This is a genomic window from Natronorubrum aibiense, assembly GCF_009392895.1.
GTDB lineage: Archaea > Halobacteriota > Halobacteria > Halobacteriales > Natrialbaceae > Natronorubrum > Natronorubrum aibiense.
On sequence record NZ_CP045488.1, the window covers coordinates 2,580,877 to 2,599,244 of the forward strand.

An 18,368-nucleotide genomic window follows, 5' to 3' on the forward strand; every position below is an offset into this window, starting at 1 on the left:
AACGTGCGTTACAGCGGCAGCGGCGTCGTGTGTTCGTCCGCCCAATCGCCCTCGGTACAGCGGGCTTGCAACTGGTCCAGCCGCGGCCCGACGTGCTCTCGAACGAGCCTGACGAGCGCGTTTTCCGGCCCCGCTCCGGTGATCGCGGTCGCCTGTGGCTCACTGCCCGAGTCGTCGATCGTCACGAGCATCACCCGTTCGCGATCGGCAAAGACGATGCGGCCGTGGTGAATCTCGTCGACCGGAAAGTTCAGCCAGTCGAACTGCGGCTTACAGACCGTGGCCTCGGGAACCGCTGACCGAACCGTGTCCCGAACGCGCGGCGATCGCGACCCGACGTAGACGTCGATGCCGCGATCGGCGGCGGCCCGCCAGCGCTCGAGACAGCGTTGCTGGACCATCCCTTCGTCGGGCACCGTCACGAACAGCTCCTCCTCGGCGCTGTCTGCGAGCTCGTGGCCTCGAGCGACGACCGTCGAGCACCCGTCGATCGTCCAACACGAATTCGCGTCCTGCTGCCCGATGGCGACGTCCGCGTCCAGCACGTTCGAGTCGCTTCCAGCCTGACCCTGCATCGCCTCGAGGCCCACGACGACCTCACGGAGCGGACTCGCAGCCAGCCAGTCGGCCCGCCACTGCGGTGCGTTGGGCTCGAGCGCGACGGTGTTGCTTTCACGGTCGTACTCGACGAGGTCGGCCGCCGCGAGCGACGGCAGGTAGTTGTGTCGCAGTGCCGTCGCGACGGGCTGCCAATCGGATTCCTCGAGATCGACGAGGCGGCCGCCACCCTTGCGGGCGACGATCAACGCGGCCAAGTCGTCGACAGCGAGCGGGTCGCGCTGTTTCGCGAGCACGGCACAGGCGAGCCGACTCCGGGCCGGCTGGAGTGCATCGAGCGTCAGATCCAGCGTCTCCTCGTCGAGGACCGACCCACCGGTCGGGTTCTCGAGGAAGTAGTTGACCCAGTCGGCCTCAAGCAGCCGATGGTCGGCGAGCGTGATCGTTCGCGTGTCACCATCGCGATGTTCGGTTACCAGCCCGACGTCCAGAAGCCGCGGGACATGATGGTGTACGAGTTCGATCTGGATGTCCCGACACTGCTCGTCGGTGACGATCGGACAACCGTGTTCGCAAACAGCCACCTCAGTTGCCAGCGTCTCGACCGAGAGCGGCTCCGACCGGTCGGCGAGGACCGACAGGAGGGACCGCCGGCGAGGACCGGCGAGGACATCGAACGCGGTAGTCGTTCGTTTGGCAGTCAGGCTGGTACTCATTGCTCGAAGAAGACGACGAGTGCGGGAAAGGTGTGTACCAGCATGCTCTGGTATCGGCGACCGAGCGCACCCGGCGAATCGCCCCACTCAGCTGGAACGCTCGTCGCCGATGGCAGCGTCGTCCTCGAAATAGGCCGTGAGGAGCTTCGCCTGTGCGACCCGGAGGTGTTGGTGGAACGTCTGGCGAGCGATCCCGAGTCGCTCGGCGATCTCGCTGGCATCGCTGTTGCGGGTCGGCCACTCGAAGTAGCCGCCGTAGTAGGCCGCCTCGAGGGCGGCTCGCTGTTTCTCCGTCAGGTCGTCCTGCACGCGCCGTCGGAAGTCGCCACGCGTTTCGACCGGTCGTTCGACGGTGCGCTTCGAGAGCAGTTGCGTGTCCGGGTAACGCGCCGTGAGCGCCTCGACTAACTCCCGAACGGCGACGTCCGGACTGGCCTGCACGACGACGCTCGAGACGCCGTCATCGACGATCTGTGATCGCATCCGCGCGCCGTAGTCCGCGAGCAGGCCGGTGATCGCCGGCCCGTAGACGACGAGCTCCCAGTAGCTCTCGTCACCGCTAGTGTCGATGTGGCGGAATTCGCCGATTCCGGAGTGGATCTCGGCAACTGACTCGAGTTGATCCGGATCGGCGTCGGTCACGGAGACGTAGTAGACGAACACGTCGTCGGTCAACGGTAACACGTGATCGAGCGTCACCGAACACCCCAGCTCGGCGGAGAGATCCGTACAGACGTCTCGGCGGTCCGTCGATTCGAACTCGAGTTCGACGGCGGTGTCGAGATAGAGGAGCCGCCGGACGGCCATTGCGTTGAGCGCGTGGCCGACCGTCGCGCCGAACTCTTGGAGTACTTCCCGTTCGCGGTCGGTAAACGCCGTCGCCTCCGTGGCGGCGACGACGAGCACGCCGAACGTTCGGCCACTCGCCGTGATCGGGACGACTGCGATCGAACCGTAGTCGCGGTCGCGAGCATTGGCTCGCCAGCGCTCGACCGAATGCTCCCGGAGGCCGTGATAACAGTGGACGGTTTCCGGCTCGAACGGTGGCGCGTCCGACCCGTCAGTCGGGGGCTCGAGGAACAACGAGAGGACGTCGTCAGCATCAGCTGCGTCGATCCCTGCCCACGAATTCGATTGTATCGACTGCTGCCCACTCGCCGAGGGATCGCCTTGCCCGATGACGGCGAACTGATACAGTTCGACGTCCGCGAACGCTTCGACGACCGCCGTCTCGATCGCCTTGCGAGTCTCCGCCGTGACCATCGTCTCGTCGATCGTTCGAATCGTCGCGTTGAGCCGCTCGAGGCGCTCGAGTTCCCGTTCGCGGGCCTTCCTATCGCTGACGTCACGCCCGATACCGGTAAAGCCGAAGACGATCCCGTCCGCCCCCGAGATTCGTGCGCTGTTGAACTCGAAGGGAATCCGCTGGCCGTCGCTCGTCAGTACCCGTCCTTCGGCGGTGACCCGTTCACCGTCGATCAGGACCCGGTCGATCGCGTCACTAATCTGCTTGCGATCTTCCGGCACGATGAACTCGAGTGCGTTCATGCCCTCGAGTTCGGCGGCGTCGTAGCCGGTGACCTGTTCGAATCGCTCGTTCCAGCGGACGAGATTGCCCTCCGTATCGAACGCATAGAGCAGGTCCGGCTGGGCCTCGAAGATGCTCTCCGTGAGCGCCTTTCGTTCGCGAAGCTCAAGTTCCTGTCTGTACTCGTCGGTCCGATCGTGCAGGATTCGCACGTAGCCTCGAAGGGTGCCGGGCTCGTCGCCGGCGTCGGCGGTAGAATCGTCGCCGCCTCCGACCTCGAACGCTCCGTCGCGTTCCCGGATCGGCGCGAGCACTTCGTGTACCCGGAACCGGCTGCCGTCGCGTCGAAGCCGCCAGCCCTCGTCTTCGGCCCGTCCAGTGGTGCGCGCCTGCTCGAGCAATCGCGCTGGACGGCCGTTCTCGCGACTCTCCGGTGAGAAGAAGGTCCGGTAGTGTGTACCTTCGATCTCCGCGTCGTCGTGGCCCGTGAGCGACCCGTCGTTCCACCGCGCGACGCGACCGTCGGCGTCGAGCAACGAGATTGCACGCTCACCGACGAGTTCCGTCAGTTGCCGAACGTCGAGGCTGAACTCGGCCGGGAAGTCGACGTCGCTCGACGTCGAGTTCGTGTCGTCCGAACTGTCGTTGGTATCCCGTCGTGAGTCGGTCATAGCGAGGAAACTGCGTTCATCGATGGCTGTTCCTGATGCCAGTTACCATTCGAGACACTGAAAAACCGACGGTCGGCGTCGCGGTAGATCGCCATCGTGCACGAGGTTGGGTTCGGGGCAGCCGGCCCGGAACCGAGAACCGACGGCGTTACCGGGTCCCGGCCCACGCATTCGAGTATGACCACGCTTGCGATCGTCGAGAGCCGGGCCGACCGCGCGTCGGTCCACATCTGCGACCAGCTTCGCGACCTCGCCGACTGGGAACCCCTCGAGGATGACGCCCGACCCGCAGCCGACGGCGGCGGCACCTACTACCGACTGGACGGCGTCGAGTTGCGGTCGTTCGACGACTTCCATCTCGAACTCGAGCGTCCCGTCGACGCGTTTGACTGTGACCCCGACCTGCTCGTCTTCGCCTCGCGTCACTCGGGCGATACGGGCCCACTGCTGACCGGCCACTTCACGGGCAACTTCGGCCCGGCCGAGTTCGGCGGCGAGGCCGACGCCGTCGCCGAGGCCTGTCCGAACGCCCTCGCACGGCTCCTCGAGGCGTTCGACGAGTACACCCCCGAAGGCTACGACGTCGGGATGGAGTGTACCCACCACGGCCCCACCGACGTCGGCTGCCCGTCGCTGTTTGCGGAACTCGGCAGCGGCGACGAACAGTGGGACGACCCCGAGGGGGCGGCGGCCGTCGCTCGCGGTATTCTCGCCCTTCGAGACGTTGCCCCCTACCGCAGTCGACACGTCGTCGGCTTCGGGGGTAATCACTACGCCCCCCGCTTTACCCGCATCGTCCGCGAGACGCCGTGGGCCGTCGGCCACATCGCCGCCGACTGGGCGCTCGAGGCGATGGGCCATCCCGATGCGCATCGTGACGTTCTCAAGGCGGCGTTCGACGCGAGCGAGGCCGACCTGGCCGTGCTCGACGGCGAGTGGCCCGTCCTCGAGGACACGCTCGAGGAACTGGATATCCGACTCGTCAGCGAGACATGGCTGCGAGAAGTCGGTGATCGATCGCTCGCCCTCGTCGACGCCGTCGAATCCGTCCTCGGAGCAGTCGACGACGGAGTTCGCTTCGGCGACCGACGGACCGAGTCGATTGCCGTCGTCGACCTCCCAACCGAACTGGTCGACGCGGCCGAGGGAATCGATCCCAAGGCAGTGCGGGCGGCCGTCGACGCGACCACCGTCGCCTACAGGACCGAAAACGGCGGGAGCCGAGTGGGTTCGCAGGTCGCGGTTCCCGACCCGAACGCGAGCGCGGCGGCGGCCACGGAGAGCGATGACGGGCCGACCGCCACCACGCGGCTCATCGACTCGCTGGCGACCGTCCTCGAGGACAAGTACGACTCGGTGACGATTGACGACGACGCCGTCGTCGCCGAACGGACGAGTTTCGACCCAACCCTCGCGCTCGAGGCCGGCGTTCCCGAGGGGCCGAAGTTCGGCGCGCTGGCAAACGGCGAGTCCGTGACGGTCGACGGCGAAACAATCAGCCCCGAGACAGTTCGAAGCCAGCAGACGGATCGGTTTCCGATCTAGCGACCTCGAGACGGCGGCGTACCTTCCGTCTGCCGTCTCGAAAACGGAATCCGGCGATGCCGTCCGCCGGCGGGCCCACGCCGGGCGACGTCAGACAATCGTCTGACGTGTAGGGGAAAGGTAATTATGCTCCATCTTTTAGAAGGTGCCAAGAATGGACTCCATCATCGACGACGCCATTGACGAGGCCGAAGGCGGGGAGTCGGAGTCGACCCCCGAGGACGCCCACCCACAGAACGGCCAGTCGCCGGACGGAGACGGATCGACCACCCAGCGGACGGGGACGATGACCGACGATCAACTCGAGGACGTGCTGCAGGACCTCCAGACGGACATCACGGTCGTCGGCTGTGGCGGTGCCGGCGGCAACACCGTCAACCGGATGCACGAGGAGGGGATTCACGGCGCGAAACTCGTCGCCGCGAACACCGACGTCCAACACCTTGTAGAGATCGAAGCCGACACGAAGATCCTGATGGGCGAGGAGAAAACCGGCGGCCGCGGTGCCGGCTCGCTCCCGCAGGTCGGCGAGGAAGCCGCCCTCGAGAGTCAACAGGACATCTACGACGCCATCGACGGCTCCGACATGGTCTTCGTCACGGCCGGCCTCGGCGGCGGCACCGGTACCGGCTCCGCCCCAGTTGTCGCCAAAGCCGCCCGCGAGGCTGGCGCGCTGACGATCTCGATCGTCACGACGCCGTTTACGGCAGAAGGTGAGGTCCGCCGAACCAACGCCGAGGCCGGCCTCGAGCGCCTGCGTGACGTCTCCGACACCGTCATCGTCGTTCCCAACGACCGCCTGCTCGACTCGGTGGGCAAACTGCCCGTCCGGCAGGCGTTCAAAGTCTCCGACGAGGTGCTCATGCGCTCGGTCAAAGGGATCACCGAACTCATCACGAAACCCGGCCTCGTCAATCTGGACTTCGCCGACGTTCGCACCGTGATGGAACGCGGCGGCGTCGCCATGATCGGCCTCGGCGAGTCCGACTCAGAAGCCAAAGCGCAGGACTCAGTCAAGACCGCGCTTCGCTCGCCGCTGCTCGACGTCGACATCTCCGGCGCGAGTTCCGCGCTGGTCAACGTCACCGGTGGCAACGACATGGCCATCGAAGAAGCCGAAGGCGTCGTCGAGGAGATTTACGACCGGATCGACCCCGACGCACGTATCATCTGGGGGACCTCCATCGACGAGAGCCTCGAGGGCAGTATGCGGACGATGATCGTCGTCACGGGCGTCGAATCACCGCAGATCTACGGTCGTCAGGACGGCGAGGCCGTCCAGCCCGCGGGCGCAGGCGGCGACGACATCGACTTCGTCGACTAACGCCGGTCGACTCACCTTGCCGCCGGACCACAGCGACCGATGGAGTCCATCGTTCACCGTTCGTTGATCCCATGTCTCGATTGCGCTTTGCCGCGCCGGAACTGACTTACAGCCGACGTTGTGAGTAGATGGTATGCACTCAGACGGCCACGTAGACGATTCGCGCGAGCCGATCGCCGGGCAGACGATTCGACACGGGACCGGGGTGACGGCGACCCGTGCGTTTCCGACGAACGCGTATCCGTCGAATCTCGACCCGTTCGTCCTGTTCGAGCGCTTTTTCATCGATCCGAACGAGGGGTTCCCAACCCACCTGCACCGCGGCTTCGAGATCGTCTCGTACATGCTCGAGGGTGGGATGGAACACGAGGATTCGCTTAGCGGGACGACGGGGCAACCGTCACGACCGTCGTCGGTGCTGGCTCACCGATCGACCTCGAGACACCGATGGAGTACCTCGACGTTCGCGTGAGCGAGTCGTGGACGTGGTCGATTCCCGATAGCTGGTCGGGCTTTTGCTACGGCGTTGCTGGCTCGGATCTCGTCGACGGCGACGCCTTCGGCGAGGGGGACGTGCTCCTGGTCACCGACGATCGGTCCGTCGAGATCCGAAGCGAGGACGGCTTCCGCGTCGTCGCCGTGTCGGGCCAGCCACACGGCGAGCCGATCCGCCAGCGCGGACCGTTCGTGCTGTGACGATCGGTCTCAAACAGTCGGTGTGGTGTCCGCACTCCGAACGTCATACGGTTTCCTGTCGTCACGTCCCGCCGATCGCCGACCCGTGTGGCGATCGTCGGGACATCGGGACAGCAATCCGTCTCAGTCGTCAGCGGGCGTTCCCGCACACGAATCGCCGGCGTACTTGCCCTCGATGCTCGGCGGGTACTTGCCACGATCGAGTTTCAGATCCGACTGGGGCCGTGCCATACAGGTGAGCGCGTAGCGTTCGGCCTCTTCGTCCGTTAGGCCGCGCGCTGCGGGCTGGGTGACCTCTCCCTCGAGGATCTCCGCCGAACATGCCAGACACATCCCGACGCGACAGGAGTACTCCTGTGCGATCCCCGCCTCGAGACAGCGACTCAGAATCGTCTCTTTGTCCGAACAGGTGATCGTCTCACCCGTTCCGACGAACTCGATCGTGTACTCGGTCATACCGCTCGGTACGGCCGACCTCACTAAAACTCTTTATTTCACTGTATCGAGACGAGGCTGCGAGGTCGACCGACGGCGTCGCCGCCCGGTCGACAGTCCGTCGACGGTCCCCGGATCGTGAAATTGTCACCGACAATCCGACGAACCGACCATAAAACGTTTTCTTCCTCTGGTGACCATCTTGTGAGTATGAGTACGCAGGAGCAGTCGGCCGCCGCCACGACGCAGACCCAGTCGCCGGACGTGGTCGTCGTCGGTGCCGGAACGGCGGGCTGTTATGCCGCCGCGACCATCGCACGAGCAGACTACGACGTCGTCATCCTCGAGCGCAAGACCGAGGACGAAGCGGGCCACATCGCCTGTGGCGACGCACTGAAAGGCGCTGATGCGTTCCCCGAGGCGATCCCCAAGTCGAAACTCGAGCCCGCATTCACGAACACGGGCGTCGACCACGGCCGTTTCGAGATCCCGCAGGAAGACACCGTCCTCGAGATTCCGATTCCCGGTGAACTGGCCGTCATCGACCGCTGGGAGTACGGCCGCCGTATCATCGAGGGAGCCGGAGACGTCGGTGTCGACTTTCATTACGATACGGTCGTCAACAACGTCACGCAGACCGACGACGGTCGTGTCACCGGCGTCGAAGCGATTCGGAAAGGCGAGCCCCGAACCTACGAGGCAGAGCTCGTCATCGACGCCGCCGGCTCACTCTCGGTGCTCCAAGATCACGTCGACTTCTCCGACTCGACGTTCGATACGAACGTCAACTACAGCCACTTCTGTTCGGCCTACCGAGAGATCGTCCACGTCGACGAGCCTGTCGAGTGGGACGACGCCCTCGTGTTCAAGCCGACCGAACGCGCAGCAGGCTATCTCTGGTATTTCCCTCGCACCGACACCGAGATCAACGCCGGGCTGGGCTTCCAGATGACCGAAGAGCCGATGAAACTCGTCGACGACCTCAAACGCGACCTCGAGAACCGGCCGGAGTTCGCCGGCGCGGAGGTTGAGGACAAACTCGGCGCGGCCCTCCCGACTCGGCGACCGTACGACTCCGCCGTGCATCCGGGCTACATGGCCGTCGGCGACGCTGCTGGCCACGTTAACCCGACGACCGGCGGTGGCATCGCCGGCGCCGCCTACGCCGGGAAGTACGCCGCTGAGGCCGCGATCAAAGGACTCGAGACCGGTGACGTCAGCGAGAAAACCCTCTGGGAGTACAACGAGCGCGTCATGGACCACTTCGGCGCTCGCTACGCCGCCCTGGACGTCTACAACATTCTCTCGACGGCCGTCGACGTCGACGACCTGATGGGGCTGCTCGCCGCGATGCCCGGCGAGAAACTCGCGGAGGCGCTGTACTCGGGAAGCACGAGCATCGGCCCGAAACTCGCCGCAGAGAGTCTGTACAACAGCCGCGGTCACTGGGGGACGATCTGGAACCTCTTCCGAACCAAACGCCGGGCCGACGAGCTGCTCGAACTCTACGAGGCGTACCCACATCATCCTGCCGCACTCGATCACTGGCAACAACGCCGCGACGAGCTTATGGAGAAGGTCTACGAGACGACTGGGGCCGATCCGAAGTACTAGCTGCCGTTCGCTCGTGACTCTCCCGGACGACCACCGCTCACAGTCGAGTGACGTGCGATCCGTTAATCGCGTACGAGAGTTCGGTCTCGCCACCCGTTCGTATCTGCTGAACTGGGACGGTTCGCTGCTTGGCTGTGAGCGAATTACTACCGCTGTACTGACACAACAATCCGATGTACAGACGTTAACGATGTCATGATATAAATAGGGACTGGCCAAAAACCTACTTTGTTAGGGATCTTGGCTATTCTTGTTGGTCTGTTACACTGTCTCGATGGTACAACAACACACACGCCGACGCGCACTGTCACTGATCGGAGCCACCGGGGCTATCGGCCTCGCCGGCTGTCTGGGCGGCGACGAGAACGGTGACGACGAAATGGACGACGGCAACGGCATGGCCGACGATGGGACGGACGACGAAATGACTGACGACGGGATGGACAATGCCGGCGTCCGTGTCGCTCACCTCTCACCCGACGCGCCGAACGTTGACGTCTACGTCGACGGCGACACCGTCCTCGAGGACGTCCCCTATCGGGCTGTCAGCGACTACCTCGAGCTCGCCCCCGAGACGTACGGGATCATGATTACGGCTGCTGGCGATCCCGACACGGTCGTTTTCGACGACGACGTCGAGGTCGGTGACGGCGACTACACGATCGCCGCCCTCGGCGAACTTGCCGAGGAGAACCAGCCGTTCGCACCGGCCATCCTCGAGGACGACCTGAGCGATCCGGGCGAGGATACCCGCATCCGCCTCGTCCACGCCTCGCCGGACGCCCCCGCGGTCGACGTTACGGTGGGCGACGGCGAGACGTTGCTGTTCGAGGACGCCGCCTTCGGCGACGCTGCCGCCGTCGAGGTCCCCCCTGACATGTACACCCTCGAGATCCGACCCGCGACCGAGGGCAACGACGGCGACGTGGTCGCGACGTTCGACGTCGAACCGATGGCCGGAAACGTCTACTCGGCCTTTGCTGTCGGCTACTTAGAGCCCGGAATGGCGCCGGCGAACGAGGCCTTCGATCTCGAGGTCACGCTCGACGCTGAACACCACGACGGCGCCGACGATCACGACGACGAGTAGGACGCTGCTGACGACGATGACGGCGAGTACTGATCGATAGGTGTCCTCGAACCACCAACGGAACTCAATTCGATTTTTCGGACCCTGCGCCCCGAAGCGCCGCCGCTCAGACCCGTCTGCGCCCGATTCGTTCGATCGTTCCGGACAGGACGTCGATTCCGTGTGCGATGCTCGCCTCGTCGACGTCGAACGTCGGCGTGTGGTGGCCGCCGGGGTGGTCCGTGCCGATCCCGACGTAACACGCAGTGCCGCCGTTTTCCTGCACTGCTTCCATCAGGAACGTCGCATCCTCGCTGCCGCCGAGTTCGTCGCGCTCGAGCACGCGCTCGACGCCCTCGGTCTGACTCGCCACGTCGGCGACGATATCGACGAGTTCCTGATCGCTCGTCGCGCTTGGAGCCTCCGCGCCGATGGAAAAGTCGACCGTACACTCGTGCATCTCGGCGGCACTTCGGACTACGTGACGTGCCTTGCTGTGCATGTACTCCATCAGTTCGGTCGTCTCGCCGCGGACTTCGGCGAGGATCCGTGCCTCCTCCGGGATGACGTTGGCAGCCGTCCCTCCCTCGACGACGCCCGCGTTGACCCGCGTCGCGCCGTCGTTGTGCCGGGGGATGCCGTAGAGGTTCTGGACGGCCGTCGCCATCGCCTGCACGGCATTTCGGCCCTGTTCGGGATGGCCGCCAGCGTGGGACGACTGGCCCGTGAACTCGGCCTCGAGGTGGCGAACGGCGAGAAAGCCGTCGATACCGGCGACGACCTCGCCGGTGGGGTGGTCGAGGCCGATGTGCAGTGCCAGCAAGTGGTCGACGTCCGCGATGTGGTCGCTTTTGGCCATCGACTTCCCGCCGCCGACAACCTCCTCGGCGGGCTGGAAAAAGACCTTCAGCGTGCCCGAAAACTCACCGCTCTCTGCGATTCGCTCGAGGACGCCGACGCCGATCGTCGCGTGGGCGTCGTGGCCGCAGGCGTGCATCGCCCCCTCGTACTCGGATCGGAACCCGTCCGCGGCGGGTTCGTGGGCTGCGTCGGCTGACTCCTCGACCGGCAGCCCGTCGATGTCGACCCGGAGCCCGACTGTGGGTCCCTCGCCGCGCTCGAGGACGGCGACGAGGCCCGTATACCCACCGTCGAGGGACTCGAGAATACCCTCGTCGACGCCGGCGTCGCGGGCGCGATCGTGCCAACGGGCCAGTTCGGCCTCGTCGGGGACGGCCATCCGGTGGTCGCCAGCGATGGCATCGGGGCCGACGTGGAGTGCATCGAGATCGAGTCGTGACTCGAGTTCCTCGGCGAGTCGTGCGGTGGTGTAAAACTCACACCAGGCGGGTTCGGGTCTGCGATGGAGATCCTGGCGAAGCGAAACGAGGTCGTCCGTGTGCATAACTCACACTCGATTCGAGCGCTGAAAATGATACCGACACCGGAACATCGGGTGGCAGTCGGTCGTGCGGATCGGATAGCGGTTCGTCGGTTGCAGTGAGTTGGAGTCGCGCCGCTCGCCTACTATAGTAGCCACTGAACGTCAGTGCACACTCAATCGCACGACGGCTGTGCGATCGGTGTGTAAACCGTATCAGTTGTTACTACAGCAGCAGACTGGTGATTGCTCGGAGTGTGGACCTTCCCGCGTCGGGACTCCCGATCAGTTACCGCGGCCGACGCCGCGGATCTGTTCGACTTCGGCCTCGATATGGACCGAATCAGGAAAGTTCTGCTCGGCGATATTGCGCGCGAGGCTATCGTGGCCGTGAATCTCGAGTTCGCGGGTAAACACCGTGTACCGCCAGGAGGAAAACTGCCGATCGTCGTCGGCGTGGAGCCGACACCGTTGGGGCACGGAGAGTTTCTCGGGTGGATGCGAGTGGGGGCCTTTCAGTGCGGCGCCCTTTCGTTCGGCGGTGGCTTTGATGTCGTCGACGATCCCATCCAGCGCGGCGCGATCGCCGCTCTGGAGCGTGAGGCGGGTAACGAAGGTCATGGGTTGCTGTCCATTCGTCAACGGTCGGTGCGTAAAAACTTGCTGAGATCCGCCCAGTTCGTGCGTCGAGCGGTGAACGAATTCGGACTCCTCGTGGGGACACCAGTCGATATCGTTCCACCGAATGGCATATACGCTGGACGAACAGTCCGATATTCTCTTAACGTCGCACCTATTATCCCAGTTAATGGCAGTTGAAGCTACGAGCGCAGGCGCGATCCTCTTCCGCGATACGCGGGGCCGGCGCGAGTATCTTCTACTCAAGAGCCGCCCAGGCGATTGGGAGTTTCCCAAGGGCGGTGTCGAAGGAGATGAAGAGCTACAGCAGACGGCGATCCGCGAAGTAAAGGAAGAGGCAGGTATCGAGCAGTTCCGGCTTCTCGACGGCTTTCGTGAGGACTACAACTACGTCTTCGAGGCGAACGGCACGACGATCCACAAGACCGTTCACCTCTTTATTGCGAAATCGTTCGAGGCCAGTGCGGAGCTATCAAACGAACATCGGGACCTTCAGTGGCGCGACTACGAGCAGGCAGTCAACACCGTCACACAGGATGGGCCACGCGAAATCTTAGAGCAGGCCCACGAGTTCCTCGACGACCGCGAGGAAGACGAGGAGTAGGCCCGACATCGGCAAGACAGCCCCCGAGGCCGTCGGCAACGAGTCACATCTACGCCGCCTCGTAGAACGTTCTCGAGCGCGTTAACGTCCCTTGTGTCCAAATAGGTGGGCTGTTCTCCCTGAATGTTCACGAGCCGACTCGAGTCGTCCGTGTGATCGGGCAGCGCTTTTGACGGCGTCGCGCTAAGGGTCGGTGTGGACCGCGCACTGAGCGAGTTCGAGTTCGAACTCCGGTGTTGTCGCTGGGCCGAACGGGCCTGGCCGCCGACCGAGTCGGCCAGTGGCAACCACGCGATTGTCGCCCGTCAACTCGGCACCAAACGCCGCCGCTGGGACACGATCGTCCTCGAGTGCGATCCCGAGGCTCTCCGCGAGCGCGCGAAGTTCGGCCGCGAACGACTCGATAGCGATCTCTTGCATCTCGTCCGCAACGCGCCTGACGACTGGACCTACTATCGCGACTGTCTCCCCGAGCCCGGCTACCCGTGGCGCTACGTCCGCGAGGCGATTCATCGGGCCGACGATCGCGGCATTCTCGAGACCCGAAAGCGCGGGAATCGCGTTCAGATTCGCCGGAAATGGCCCTATCCCGACTGGCTCAACCGGATCGTCGCGATCGAGAACAAACCCGACCTCAACGCCAGCGCGGCCCGCGCGCTCGGCTCGCAACTCGAGTACGACGTCGCCGTCTCGCTAGCTGATGAGGTCTGGGTCGCGACGCGGGCGACGGGCGACAGCGTCGAACCCGCGCTGTTCGAGGACCTGCCGGTCGAAGCGGGTATTCTCACGCTCGAGCCCGACACGCTCGCCGCCGAGGTCGCGTGGTATCCCCGAACGCTCGCCGTCGACGAGCCCGGCACGCGCATCCTCGAGCGACCGGACGGCGGCGAGCGGGACGGCTCGGCGGCCCGTTTCGAGTACGTCGAGCCCGCGTCGAAGGCCGAAAAACGCCTCGCGATCGCCGAACGCGCCTACGAACGCGGCTGGCGCTCGTTCGTCGAGACGATGCGCCCCGACTGTCGACACTTCGAGTTGCGCGCTCGAGACGGCACGCAACTCCAGCCGCACTGTGCAGCGAAAGAAGGCTGTCAGACGGCTGCAGCGTGCTCCAGCCGCTGTGCCGACTTCGAACCGGAGCCGCCGGGCTGGCGGACGCGAGGCTGGCCGATCGAGGGTGGCCCCGGGAAGCGCTGTCAGCAGTTACTCGCGGATCGGCGCCGGCGCCGTCGACCGGGGATATAGCTCAGTCGGAGACTGCGACCTCGAGGTCTTCGCGGTCGACGGCCAGTCGGAACGTGGGGACCGTTCGGTAGACGACTTCGACGACGTCCTTGCGCCGAAGGCTCTGCAGTCCCGAACGGACGTCTTCGGCCTCGGGGTCGACGTCGAACTCGTCGCGGAGTTTGTGCAGGACCGACACGACGCTCTCGGACTCCTCGTCGGGGCCGGCCAGCACCGACACGATCTGGGACTGGAGCTCCGGGACGCGGATCTTGGAGGGCGGACCCTCGTCCTCGGGATCGCTCTCGATACCGGGTTCGACGTCGACGAGGTCGGCCGCCTCGCTCGTCGCCCGAATCAAGCTGTTGTCGTCGCGAAAGTAGTAGTCGCCGAGTTCGTTCTCCAGATACTGGTGGACCTCACTGCCGCTTTCCATCCCCCACCGCTCCTGTAGCTCTGCGTTCTTCGTCGGCTGTAGCTCCACCACGTCTGCCAATCGGTCTGTGGCCTCCTCCGAGAGCGTCATCGTCGAAGCGTATGCGGATCCGCTACTTTTGCGTTGCGTCCCGTCGCCTCTTGAGTGGCGCCGACCGCGGATCATACGGCCGCCCGTCCGTCAGTGCCGATGCGTCTAGATAGTCTCGGGACCACCGGCAAATCGTTCCAACAGACCGTCTCAATCGTCGCCGACGACCGGGATCGGGCGTGTCGTCTCGAGCGTCTCTTCGACCTGCGTGGAGACGAGGGCGGCTCCGAGGACGGCGAGCGTCGAACCGAAGACGAAGGGGGCCGCAAAGCCGTAGCCGATCAGCGCGCCCGAGGAAAGCGGGCCGATCGCGATTCCGAAGCCAAAGGCCATCGTGAGCACCGACAGCTTCGAGCCGGATTCGCCCTCGCCCGCGAGGTCGCCAGCGAGCGCGAGCGACGGTGCGAACACCATCGCTCCGGCGACACCCTGCAGGAGTCGGGCGACGAACATCAGCTCAGAGGTCGTGATGAACCCCTGAACGAGCGTCGCCGGCGCGAGCAACAGCATCCCGCCGAGGATGAAGGGCCGCCTGCCGTAGCGATCGCAGGCCCGGCCGATCGGGGTCTGGAGGATGATCTGGGCGAGAATAAAGGCCGCAAACTGGAGGCCGAACCAAGTCGAGCCCTGCTCGAGTCTGGCGTTGACCTGCGGTTGAATCGTCGCGAACAACGCGATCGCCGTCGCCATAAACAGCGAGGCGACGCCGAGCGTGAAGATCGGATCGAGCAGGTTCGACCCGGATCGATCGCGGATCGGGATCGAGAGGTCGGCCCCGGCGTTCGCCCGCGTCGCCTCGGGGTCGGTGATGAGAACGGTCACGAGCAGATAGCTGGTCACGGCGGTGATCGCGGCGATCGCGAATGCAGCATCGAACCCGCCGATCGTCGGGCCAACGGGCAGCGCGTAGGGGCCGAGGTTGACGACCGCACCGGCGACGATCGGCCCGGCACCGAAGCCGACCAGCCGAAACGTGTTGTAGACACCCATGTTGCCGCCACGATCCTGCGTCGTCGCGAGTTCGTTGACTAGTGCGATCGATGCCGGGATAATGAACGCGACACTGACGCCCTGCAGGCCCCGGATAACGACCAGCGAGAGGTACGTCTCCGCGAAGACGTACGCCACGTTCGTGACTGCCAGCCCGGCGAGGCCGATCAGGATGAACGGTTTGCGCCTGCCGAATCGGTCCGAAAGCCGGCCCGTCGCCGGCTGGAAACTGCTGTTGAGAAACCCGAACAGCGAGAGGATGATCCCGATGAGCATCGACTCTTCGAGGCCGAACGTTCGCCCGCCGACGGTGCCGCTTGCCACGTACAGCGGGATGACGATGATCAGAAACGAGTTGCCGATCCCATCAGCCATGCGAGCAAACGCCAGCGCGAGGACCCGGCGGTCGACAGCAAACTGGTCGAGAAGTCGCCGGACGAACGTCTGCATGGCAAAAACGTGTGTTATCCGCTCCGATGACTGTTTCGGCCCGGCGGGCCCTCCGTTCTCGAGTCACGTTGCGACTCGAGACGAAAGACCCCCGTCAGCGGGAGCAAAACGGTGACGAGCGCCCTCAGTTGATCGTCGTGTGTTCGGACTCCTCGTTCAACGCGAGGTTCGCCGCGATTTCGGCGTTTCGCATCGCGTACTGGGCTGTTTGCTGGAGGCTGACGAGCACCTCACGAACCCGCAGCAGGTCCTCGTTGGACATCTCCGGCAGTTCGTTGAGGATCTCTTTCTCGCGGTTGGAGATCTCGTGGAAGCGCTGTCGAACCTCGTTGGACTTGTCGTAATCACGCTCGACGGCCGCCTCGACCGCCATGGAGGTGATCTCGTCGACCTGTTCGTTGAGTTCGCGGATGTCGCGCATCACCGAACTGTCGACGTTCAGGCTGTGGCCTTCGGTCTCGATGACGATGTCGGCGATGTCCTCTCCGTTGTCCGCCGTCAGCTCGAGGTTCTTCGCGATCGAGCGGTAGCCGATCAGTGGGAAGCCGGTATTGAGACCGACCGCACGCGCGAGGTTCGGGTTCTGGTAGGCGGTAAAGATCAGGCGCAACAGGAGCACGAAGATCTTGTTCGCCTGCCGCTCCCGGTTGAGGGCGCGCTGGGCCAGATCGGGGTTGCCGTGGGCCAGCGCCTTGATCCCTTCGCCGCGCATCGTCTGTCCCGTTCGCTCGAGACGCTCTAAGAGGTTGTCGAGCGTGAAGTCCTCCGGATCGACCGAGCAGCGAATCGAGATGCTCTCGGGAGTTTCCTCGATGACGCCAAGTCCCATCAGCTGCGTTTCGGCCTGATAGACCGCGTTGATGTGTTCGGACTCGAGTGCGCCGTCTTCGGTATCGATGCGGATGACACGCCGACCCAGTACGTACTGGGCGACGATCGCTCGCTCGACGGCGTCGGCATCCAGATCGTCGGCGTGGATGATCGCTTCCGTCTCCTCGGTGTTGGCCGACTCGGGCATGACGGTCAGCGTTCCCTTGCCGCTGGTTCGCAGGGAAACTTCGTCACCTTTCTCGACACCGTGTTCAGACGCCCACTCGGCGGGGAGGGTCATCGCAAGCGTCGACGGACCCAATCGTTGCACTTTCCGCGTTTCCATGCGTCACCCTACGCGAGAGTTGGCCTTAATCTTGACTATATGGTCATTACATAGCTGACGAATGGTTATATCCTTGATTGCAACAGCTGCAGATGCTAATACCTTATATAACCTTGACGAGGCGGGTCGTAAACCGGCCTGTCCGAACCTGCGTCCAGCCCCGAAGCCGCTCGTCGACCGCTGGGTCGTCGGTATCCACGCGCAGGGCGTCGATTCCGTCGAGTTTCTCCCCCGAGGCGACGATTTCGATCTCGTCGGTGCGGTCGATCACGGCGGGTGAAATCTGGTGGTTCCCCCGTCCGAAGATGAATCCCTGACCGCCGATCGGCGAGACCACGATCGTCACCGGTTCCTCGAGGACCTCGAGGATCTCGCTCTCAGACGCGTCTTTGGCGAGTATCTCCCCATCGCGCCAGACGTCGACGCCGAGCGGTGAGGGCTCGATACCGAGTTCGGACTCGATCGCCCCGACGGTCCCGCCGGGACCGAAGACGTAGGTCCGCTCCGGGTCGATCTCGCGGGCGACGCCCGCCGCCAGCGCATCGACGCTGCCGCTTGCGACCTGCTTGCCCGACTGAATATCGGGTGCAACGGGTACCGGGACGACGGCCTTGAGTTCCGTTCGGACCTCGCCCTCTCGGTAGGCTGCTTCGTCGATGTCGTTCACTTCGCGGGCTGTGACGCGGTCGAACTCGGCGACGATCCGGCCGGCGTCGGCCGGCGTCACGGCGAACACCGACGAGTAAATCTTGACGCCCGCCGGGACGCCGAGCATCGGTGTCTCGGCCCCCTCGAGTACCGACGCGACGTCGACTGCGGTGCCGTCGCCGCCGACGAAACAGACCAGCTCGACCTCGTGCTCGAGAAAGGCCCGAACGGCCCCACGCGTGTCGGCGGCGGTCGTCTCGGCGTCGGCGGGCGCGTTCGGATAGGCGCTGTCGGCGGCGTCGGACTGTGCTGCGTCCGTCTCGTCACCTCTCGTAGGCTCGTAGACGACGATCGGCTCGTAGCCGGCCTCGCGGACCGCGTTTTCACCCAGCACGCCCGCGGCCGTGTAGACTGTCAGGTCGGGCTTCCGTCGATGCAATGCTGCGAGCGCTTCGCGGGCCCGATCGGGGGCTCGCGGTTCGGCTCCGAGTTCGCGCGCTTCCTCGAGTTTGCCATCGGTTCCTTTCAGCCCGACCCGACCGCCCATGCCCGCAATCGGGTTGACGACGACACCCAGAGACTCCATGGCCGACGTAA

15 protein-coding genes and 1 pseudogene are annotated in these 18,368 nt (G+C 64.6%); 7 read left to right on the top strand and 9 right to left on the bottom strand.

Annotated features, from left to right (window positions below):
- Positions 1 to 8: 8 nt before the first annotated feature.
- Positions 9 to 1,274, bottom strand: coding sequence for a DUF7344 domain-containing protein (locus GCU68_RS12695; RefSeq protein WP_152942150.1), 1,266 nt, complete (start codon positions 1,272 to 1,274; stop codon positions 9 to 11).
- Positions 1,275 to 1,361: 87 nt separating this feature from the next.
- Entirely contained in the window at positions 1,362 to 3,473 is a 2,112-nt protein-coding gene (locus tag GCU68_RS12700) for a bacterio-opsin activator domain-containing protein (protein ID WP_152942152.1), read from the bottom strand.
- A gap of 177 nt (positions 3,474 to 3,650) precedes the next feature.
- Between GCU68_RS12700 and GCU68_RS12705 the strand changes: the two genes are divergently transcribed.
- The 3 genes and pseudogenes from GCU68_RS12705 to GCU68_RS22125 all read left to right on the top strand — a co-directional run bounded on the left by GCU68_RS12705 (position 3,651) and on the right by GCU68_RS22125 (position 7,038).
- Entirely contained in the window at positions 3,651 to 5,018 is a 1,368-nt protein-coding gene (locus GCU68_RS12705) for a D-aminoacyl-tRNA deacylase (RefSeq protein ID WP_152942154.1), read from the top strand.
- A gap of 154 nt (positions 5,019 to 5,172) precedes the next feature.
- Positions 5,173 to 6,342 (top strand): cell division protein FtsZ, encoded by a 1,170-nt coding sequence (gene ftsZ / locus GCU68_RS12710; RefSeq protein ID WP_152942156.1) that lies wholly within the window; start codon positions 5,173 to 5,175, stop codon positions 6,340 to 6,342.
- 133 nt (positions 6,343 to 6,475) lie between these two features.
- Positions 6,476 to 7,038, top strand: a pseudogene (locus GCU68_RS22125) (pirin family protein).
- 123 nt (positions 7,039 to 7,161) lie between these two features.
- On the opposite strand, the gene GCU68_RS12720 reads toward GCU68_RS22125, so the two are convergent.
- A complete protein-coding gene (locus GCU68_RS12720; RefSeq protein ID WP_152942158.1) occupies positions 7,162 to 7,494 on the bottom strand; it encodes a 2Fe-2S iron-sulfur cluster-binding protein in 333 nt (110 codons plus the stop codon).
- 189 nt (positions 7,495 to 7,683) lie between these two features.
- On the opposite strand from GCU68_RS12720, the gene GCU68_RS12725 reads away from it, so the two are divergent.
- Positions 7,684 to 9,087 (top strand): geranylgeranyl reductase family protein, encoded by a 1,404-nt coding sequence (locus GCU68_RS12725; RefSeq protein WP_152942160.1) that lies wholly within the window; start codon positions 7,684 to 7,686, stop codon positions 9,085 to 9,087.
- A 274-nt stretch (positions 9,088 to 9,361) separates the two neighbouring features.
- Entirely contained in the window at positions 9,362 to 10,177 is an 816-nt protein-coding gene (locus tag GCU68_RS12730; protein WP_152942161.1) for a DUF4397 domain-containing protein, read from the top strand.
- Positions 10,178 to 10,283: 106 nt separating this feature from the next.
- Here the strand turns inward: GCU68_RS12730 and GCU68_RS12735 are convergent, their stop codons facing one another.
- Complete coding sequence (locus GCU68_RS12735; RefSeq protein WP_152942169.1) at positions 10,284 to 11,561, bottom strand: amidohydrolase; 1,278 nt, start codon at positions 11,559 to 11,561, stop codon at positions 10,284 to 10,286.
- A 261-nt stretch (positions 11,562 to 11,822) separates the two neighbouring features.
- A complete protein-coding gene (locus GCU68_RS12740) occupies positions 11,823 to 12,158 on the bottom strand; it encodes an uS10/mL48 family ribosomal protein (RefSeq protein ID WP_152942172.1) in 336 nt (111 codons plus the stop codon).
- 187 nt (positions 12,159 to 12,345) lie between these two features.
- Between GCU68_RS12740 and GCU68_RS12745 the strand changes: the two genes are divergently transcribed.
- Together GCU68_RS12745 and GCU68_RS12750 are read left to right on the top strand one after the other, a co-directional pair.
- Positions 12,346 to 12,780: a bis(5'-nucleosyl)-tetraphosphatase gene (locus tag GCU68_RS12745; RefSeq protein WP_152942174.1), complete on the top strand. Its 435-nt coding sequence runs from the start codon at positions 12,346 to 12,348 to the stop codon at positions 12,778 to 12,780.
- Between the two features lie 195 nt (positions 12,781 to 12,975).
- On the top strand, positions 12,976 to 14,022 hold the full coding sequence (locus tag GCU68_RS12750) for a DUF5787 family protein (protein WP_152942176.1): 1,047 nt from the start codon (positions 12,976 to 12,978) through the stop codon (positions 14,020 to 14,022).
- A gap of 1 nt (position 14,023) precedes the next feature.
- Here the strand turns inward: GCU68_RS12750 and GCU68_RS12755 are convergent, their stop codons facing one another.
- The 4 genes from GCU68_RS12755 to GCU68_RS12770 form a co-directional block, all read right to left on the bottom strand.
- Positions 14,024 to 14,527, bottom strand: coding sequence for a DUF5797 family protein (locus GCU68_RS12755; protein ID WP_152942177.1), 504 nt, complete (start codon positions 14,525 to 14,527; stop codon positions 14,024 to 14,026).
- A 150-nt stretch (positions 14,528 to 14,677) separates the two neighbouring features.
- Positions 14,678 to 15,967 carry an MFS transporter gene (locus tag GCU68_RS12760; RefSeq protein ID WP_152942179.1) on the bottom strand — a complete coding sequence of 430 codons (1,290 nt, stop codon included), beginning with the start codon at positions 15,965 to 15,967 and terminating at the stop codon, positions 14,678 to 14,680.
- Positions 15,968 to 16,091: 124 nt separating this feature from the next.
- Positions 16,092 to 17,123: a phosphate signaling complex PhoU family protein gene (locus GCU68_RS12765; RefSeq protein WP_152942181.1), complete on the bottom strand. Its 1,032-nt coding sequence runs from the start codon at positions 17,121 to 17,123 to the stop codon at positions 16,092 to 16,094.
- Positions 17,124 to 17,226: 103 nt separating this feature from the next.
- Positions 17,227 to 18,357: an ATP-NAD kinase family protein gene (locus GCU68_RS12770; RefSeq protein ID WP_152942183.1), complete on the bottom strand. Its 1,131-nt coding sequence runs from the start codon at positions 18,355 to 18,357 to the stop codon at positions 17,227 to 17,229.
- Positions 18,358 to 18,368 lie beyond the last annotated feature (11 nt).

Coding starts and splice junctions, on each gene's coding strand:
- GCU68_RS12695 (WP_152942150.1), bottom strand. CDS start 1,274: ATGAGTACCAGCCTGACTGCCAAACGAACGACTACCGCGTTCGATGTC.
- GCU68_RS12700 (WP_152942152.1), bottom strand. CDS start 3,473: ATGACCGACTCACGACGGGATACCAACGACAGTTCGGACGACACGAAC.
- GCU68_RS12705 (WP_152942154.1), top strand. CDS start 3,651: ATGACCACGCTTGCGATCGTCGAGAGCCGGGCCGACCGCGCGTCGGTC.
- ftsZ (WP_152942156.1), top strand. CDS start 5,173: ATGGACTCCATCATCGACGACGCCATTGACGAGGCCGAAGGCGGGGAG.
- GCU68_RS12720 (WP_152942158.1), bottom strand. CDS start 7,494: ATGACCGAGTACACGATCGAGTTCGTCGGAACGGGTGAGACGATCACC.
- GCU68_RS12725 (WP_152942160.1), top strand. CDS start 7,684: ATGAGTACGCAGGAGCAGTCGGCCGCCGCCACGACGCAGACCCAGTCG.
- GCU68_RS12730 (WP_152942161.1), top strand. CDS start 9,362: ATGGTACAACAACACACACGCCGACGCGCACTGTCACTGATCGGAGCC.
- GCU68_RS12735 (WP_152942169.1), bottom strand. CDS start 11,561: ATGCACACGGACGACCTCGTTTCGCTTCGCCAGGATCTCCATCGCAGA.
- GCU68_RS12740 (WP_152942172.1), bottom strand. CDS start 12,158: ATGACCTTCGTTACCCGCCTCACGCTCCAGAGCGGCGATCGCGCCGCG.
- GCU68_RS12745 (WP_152942174.1), top strand. CDS start 12,346: ATGGCAGTTGAAGCTACGAGCGCAGGCGCGATCCTCTTCCGCGATACG.
- GCU68_RS12755 (WP_152942177.1), bottom strand. CDS start 14,527: ATGACGCTCTCGGAGGAGGCCACAGACCGATTGGCAGACGTGGTGGAG.
- GCU68_RS12760 (WP_152942179.1), bottom strand. CDS start 15,967: ATGCAGACGTTCGTCCGGCGACTTCTCGACCAGTTTGCTGTCGACCGC.
- GCU68_RS12765 (WP_152942181.1), bottom strand. CDS start 17,123: ATGGAAACGCGGAAAGTGCAACGATTGGGTCCGTCGACGCTTGCGATG.
- GCU68_RS12770 (WP_152942183.1), bottom strand. CDS start 18,357: ATGGAGTCTCTGGGTGTCGTCGTCAACCCGATTGCGGGCATGGGCGGT.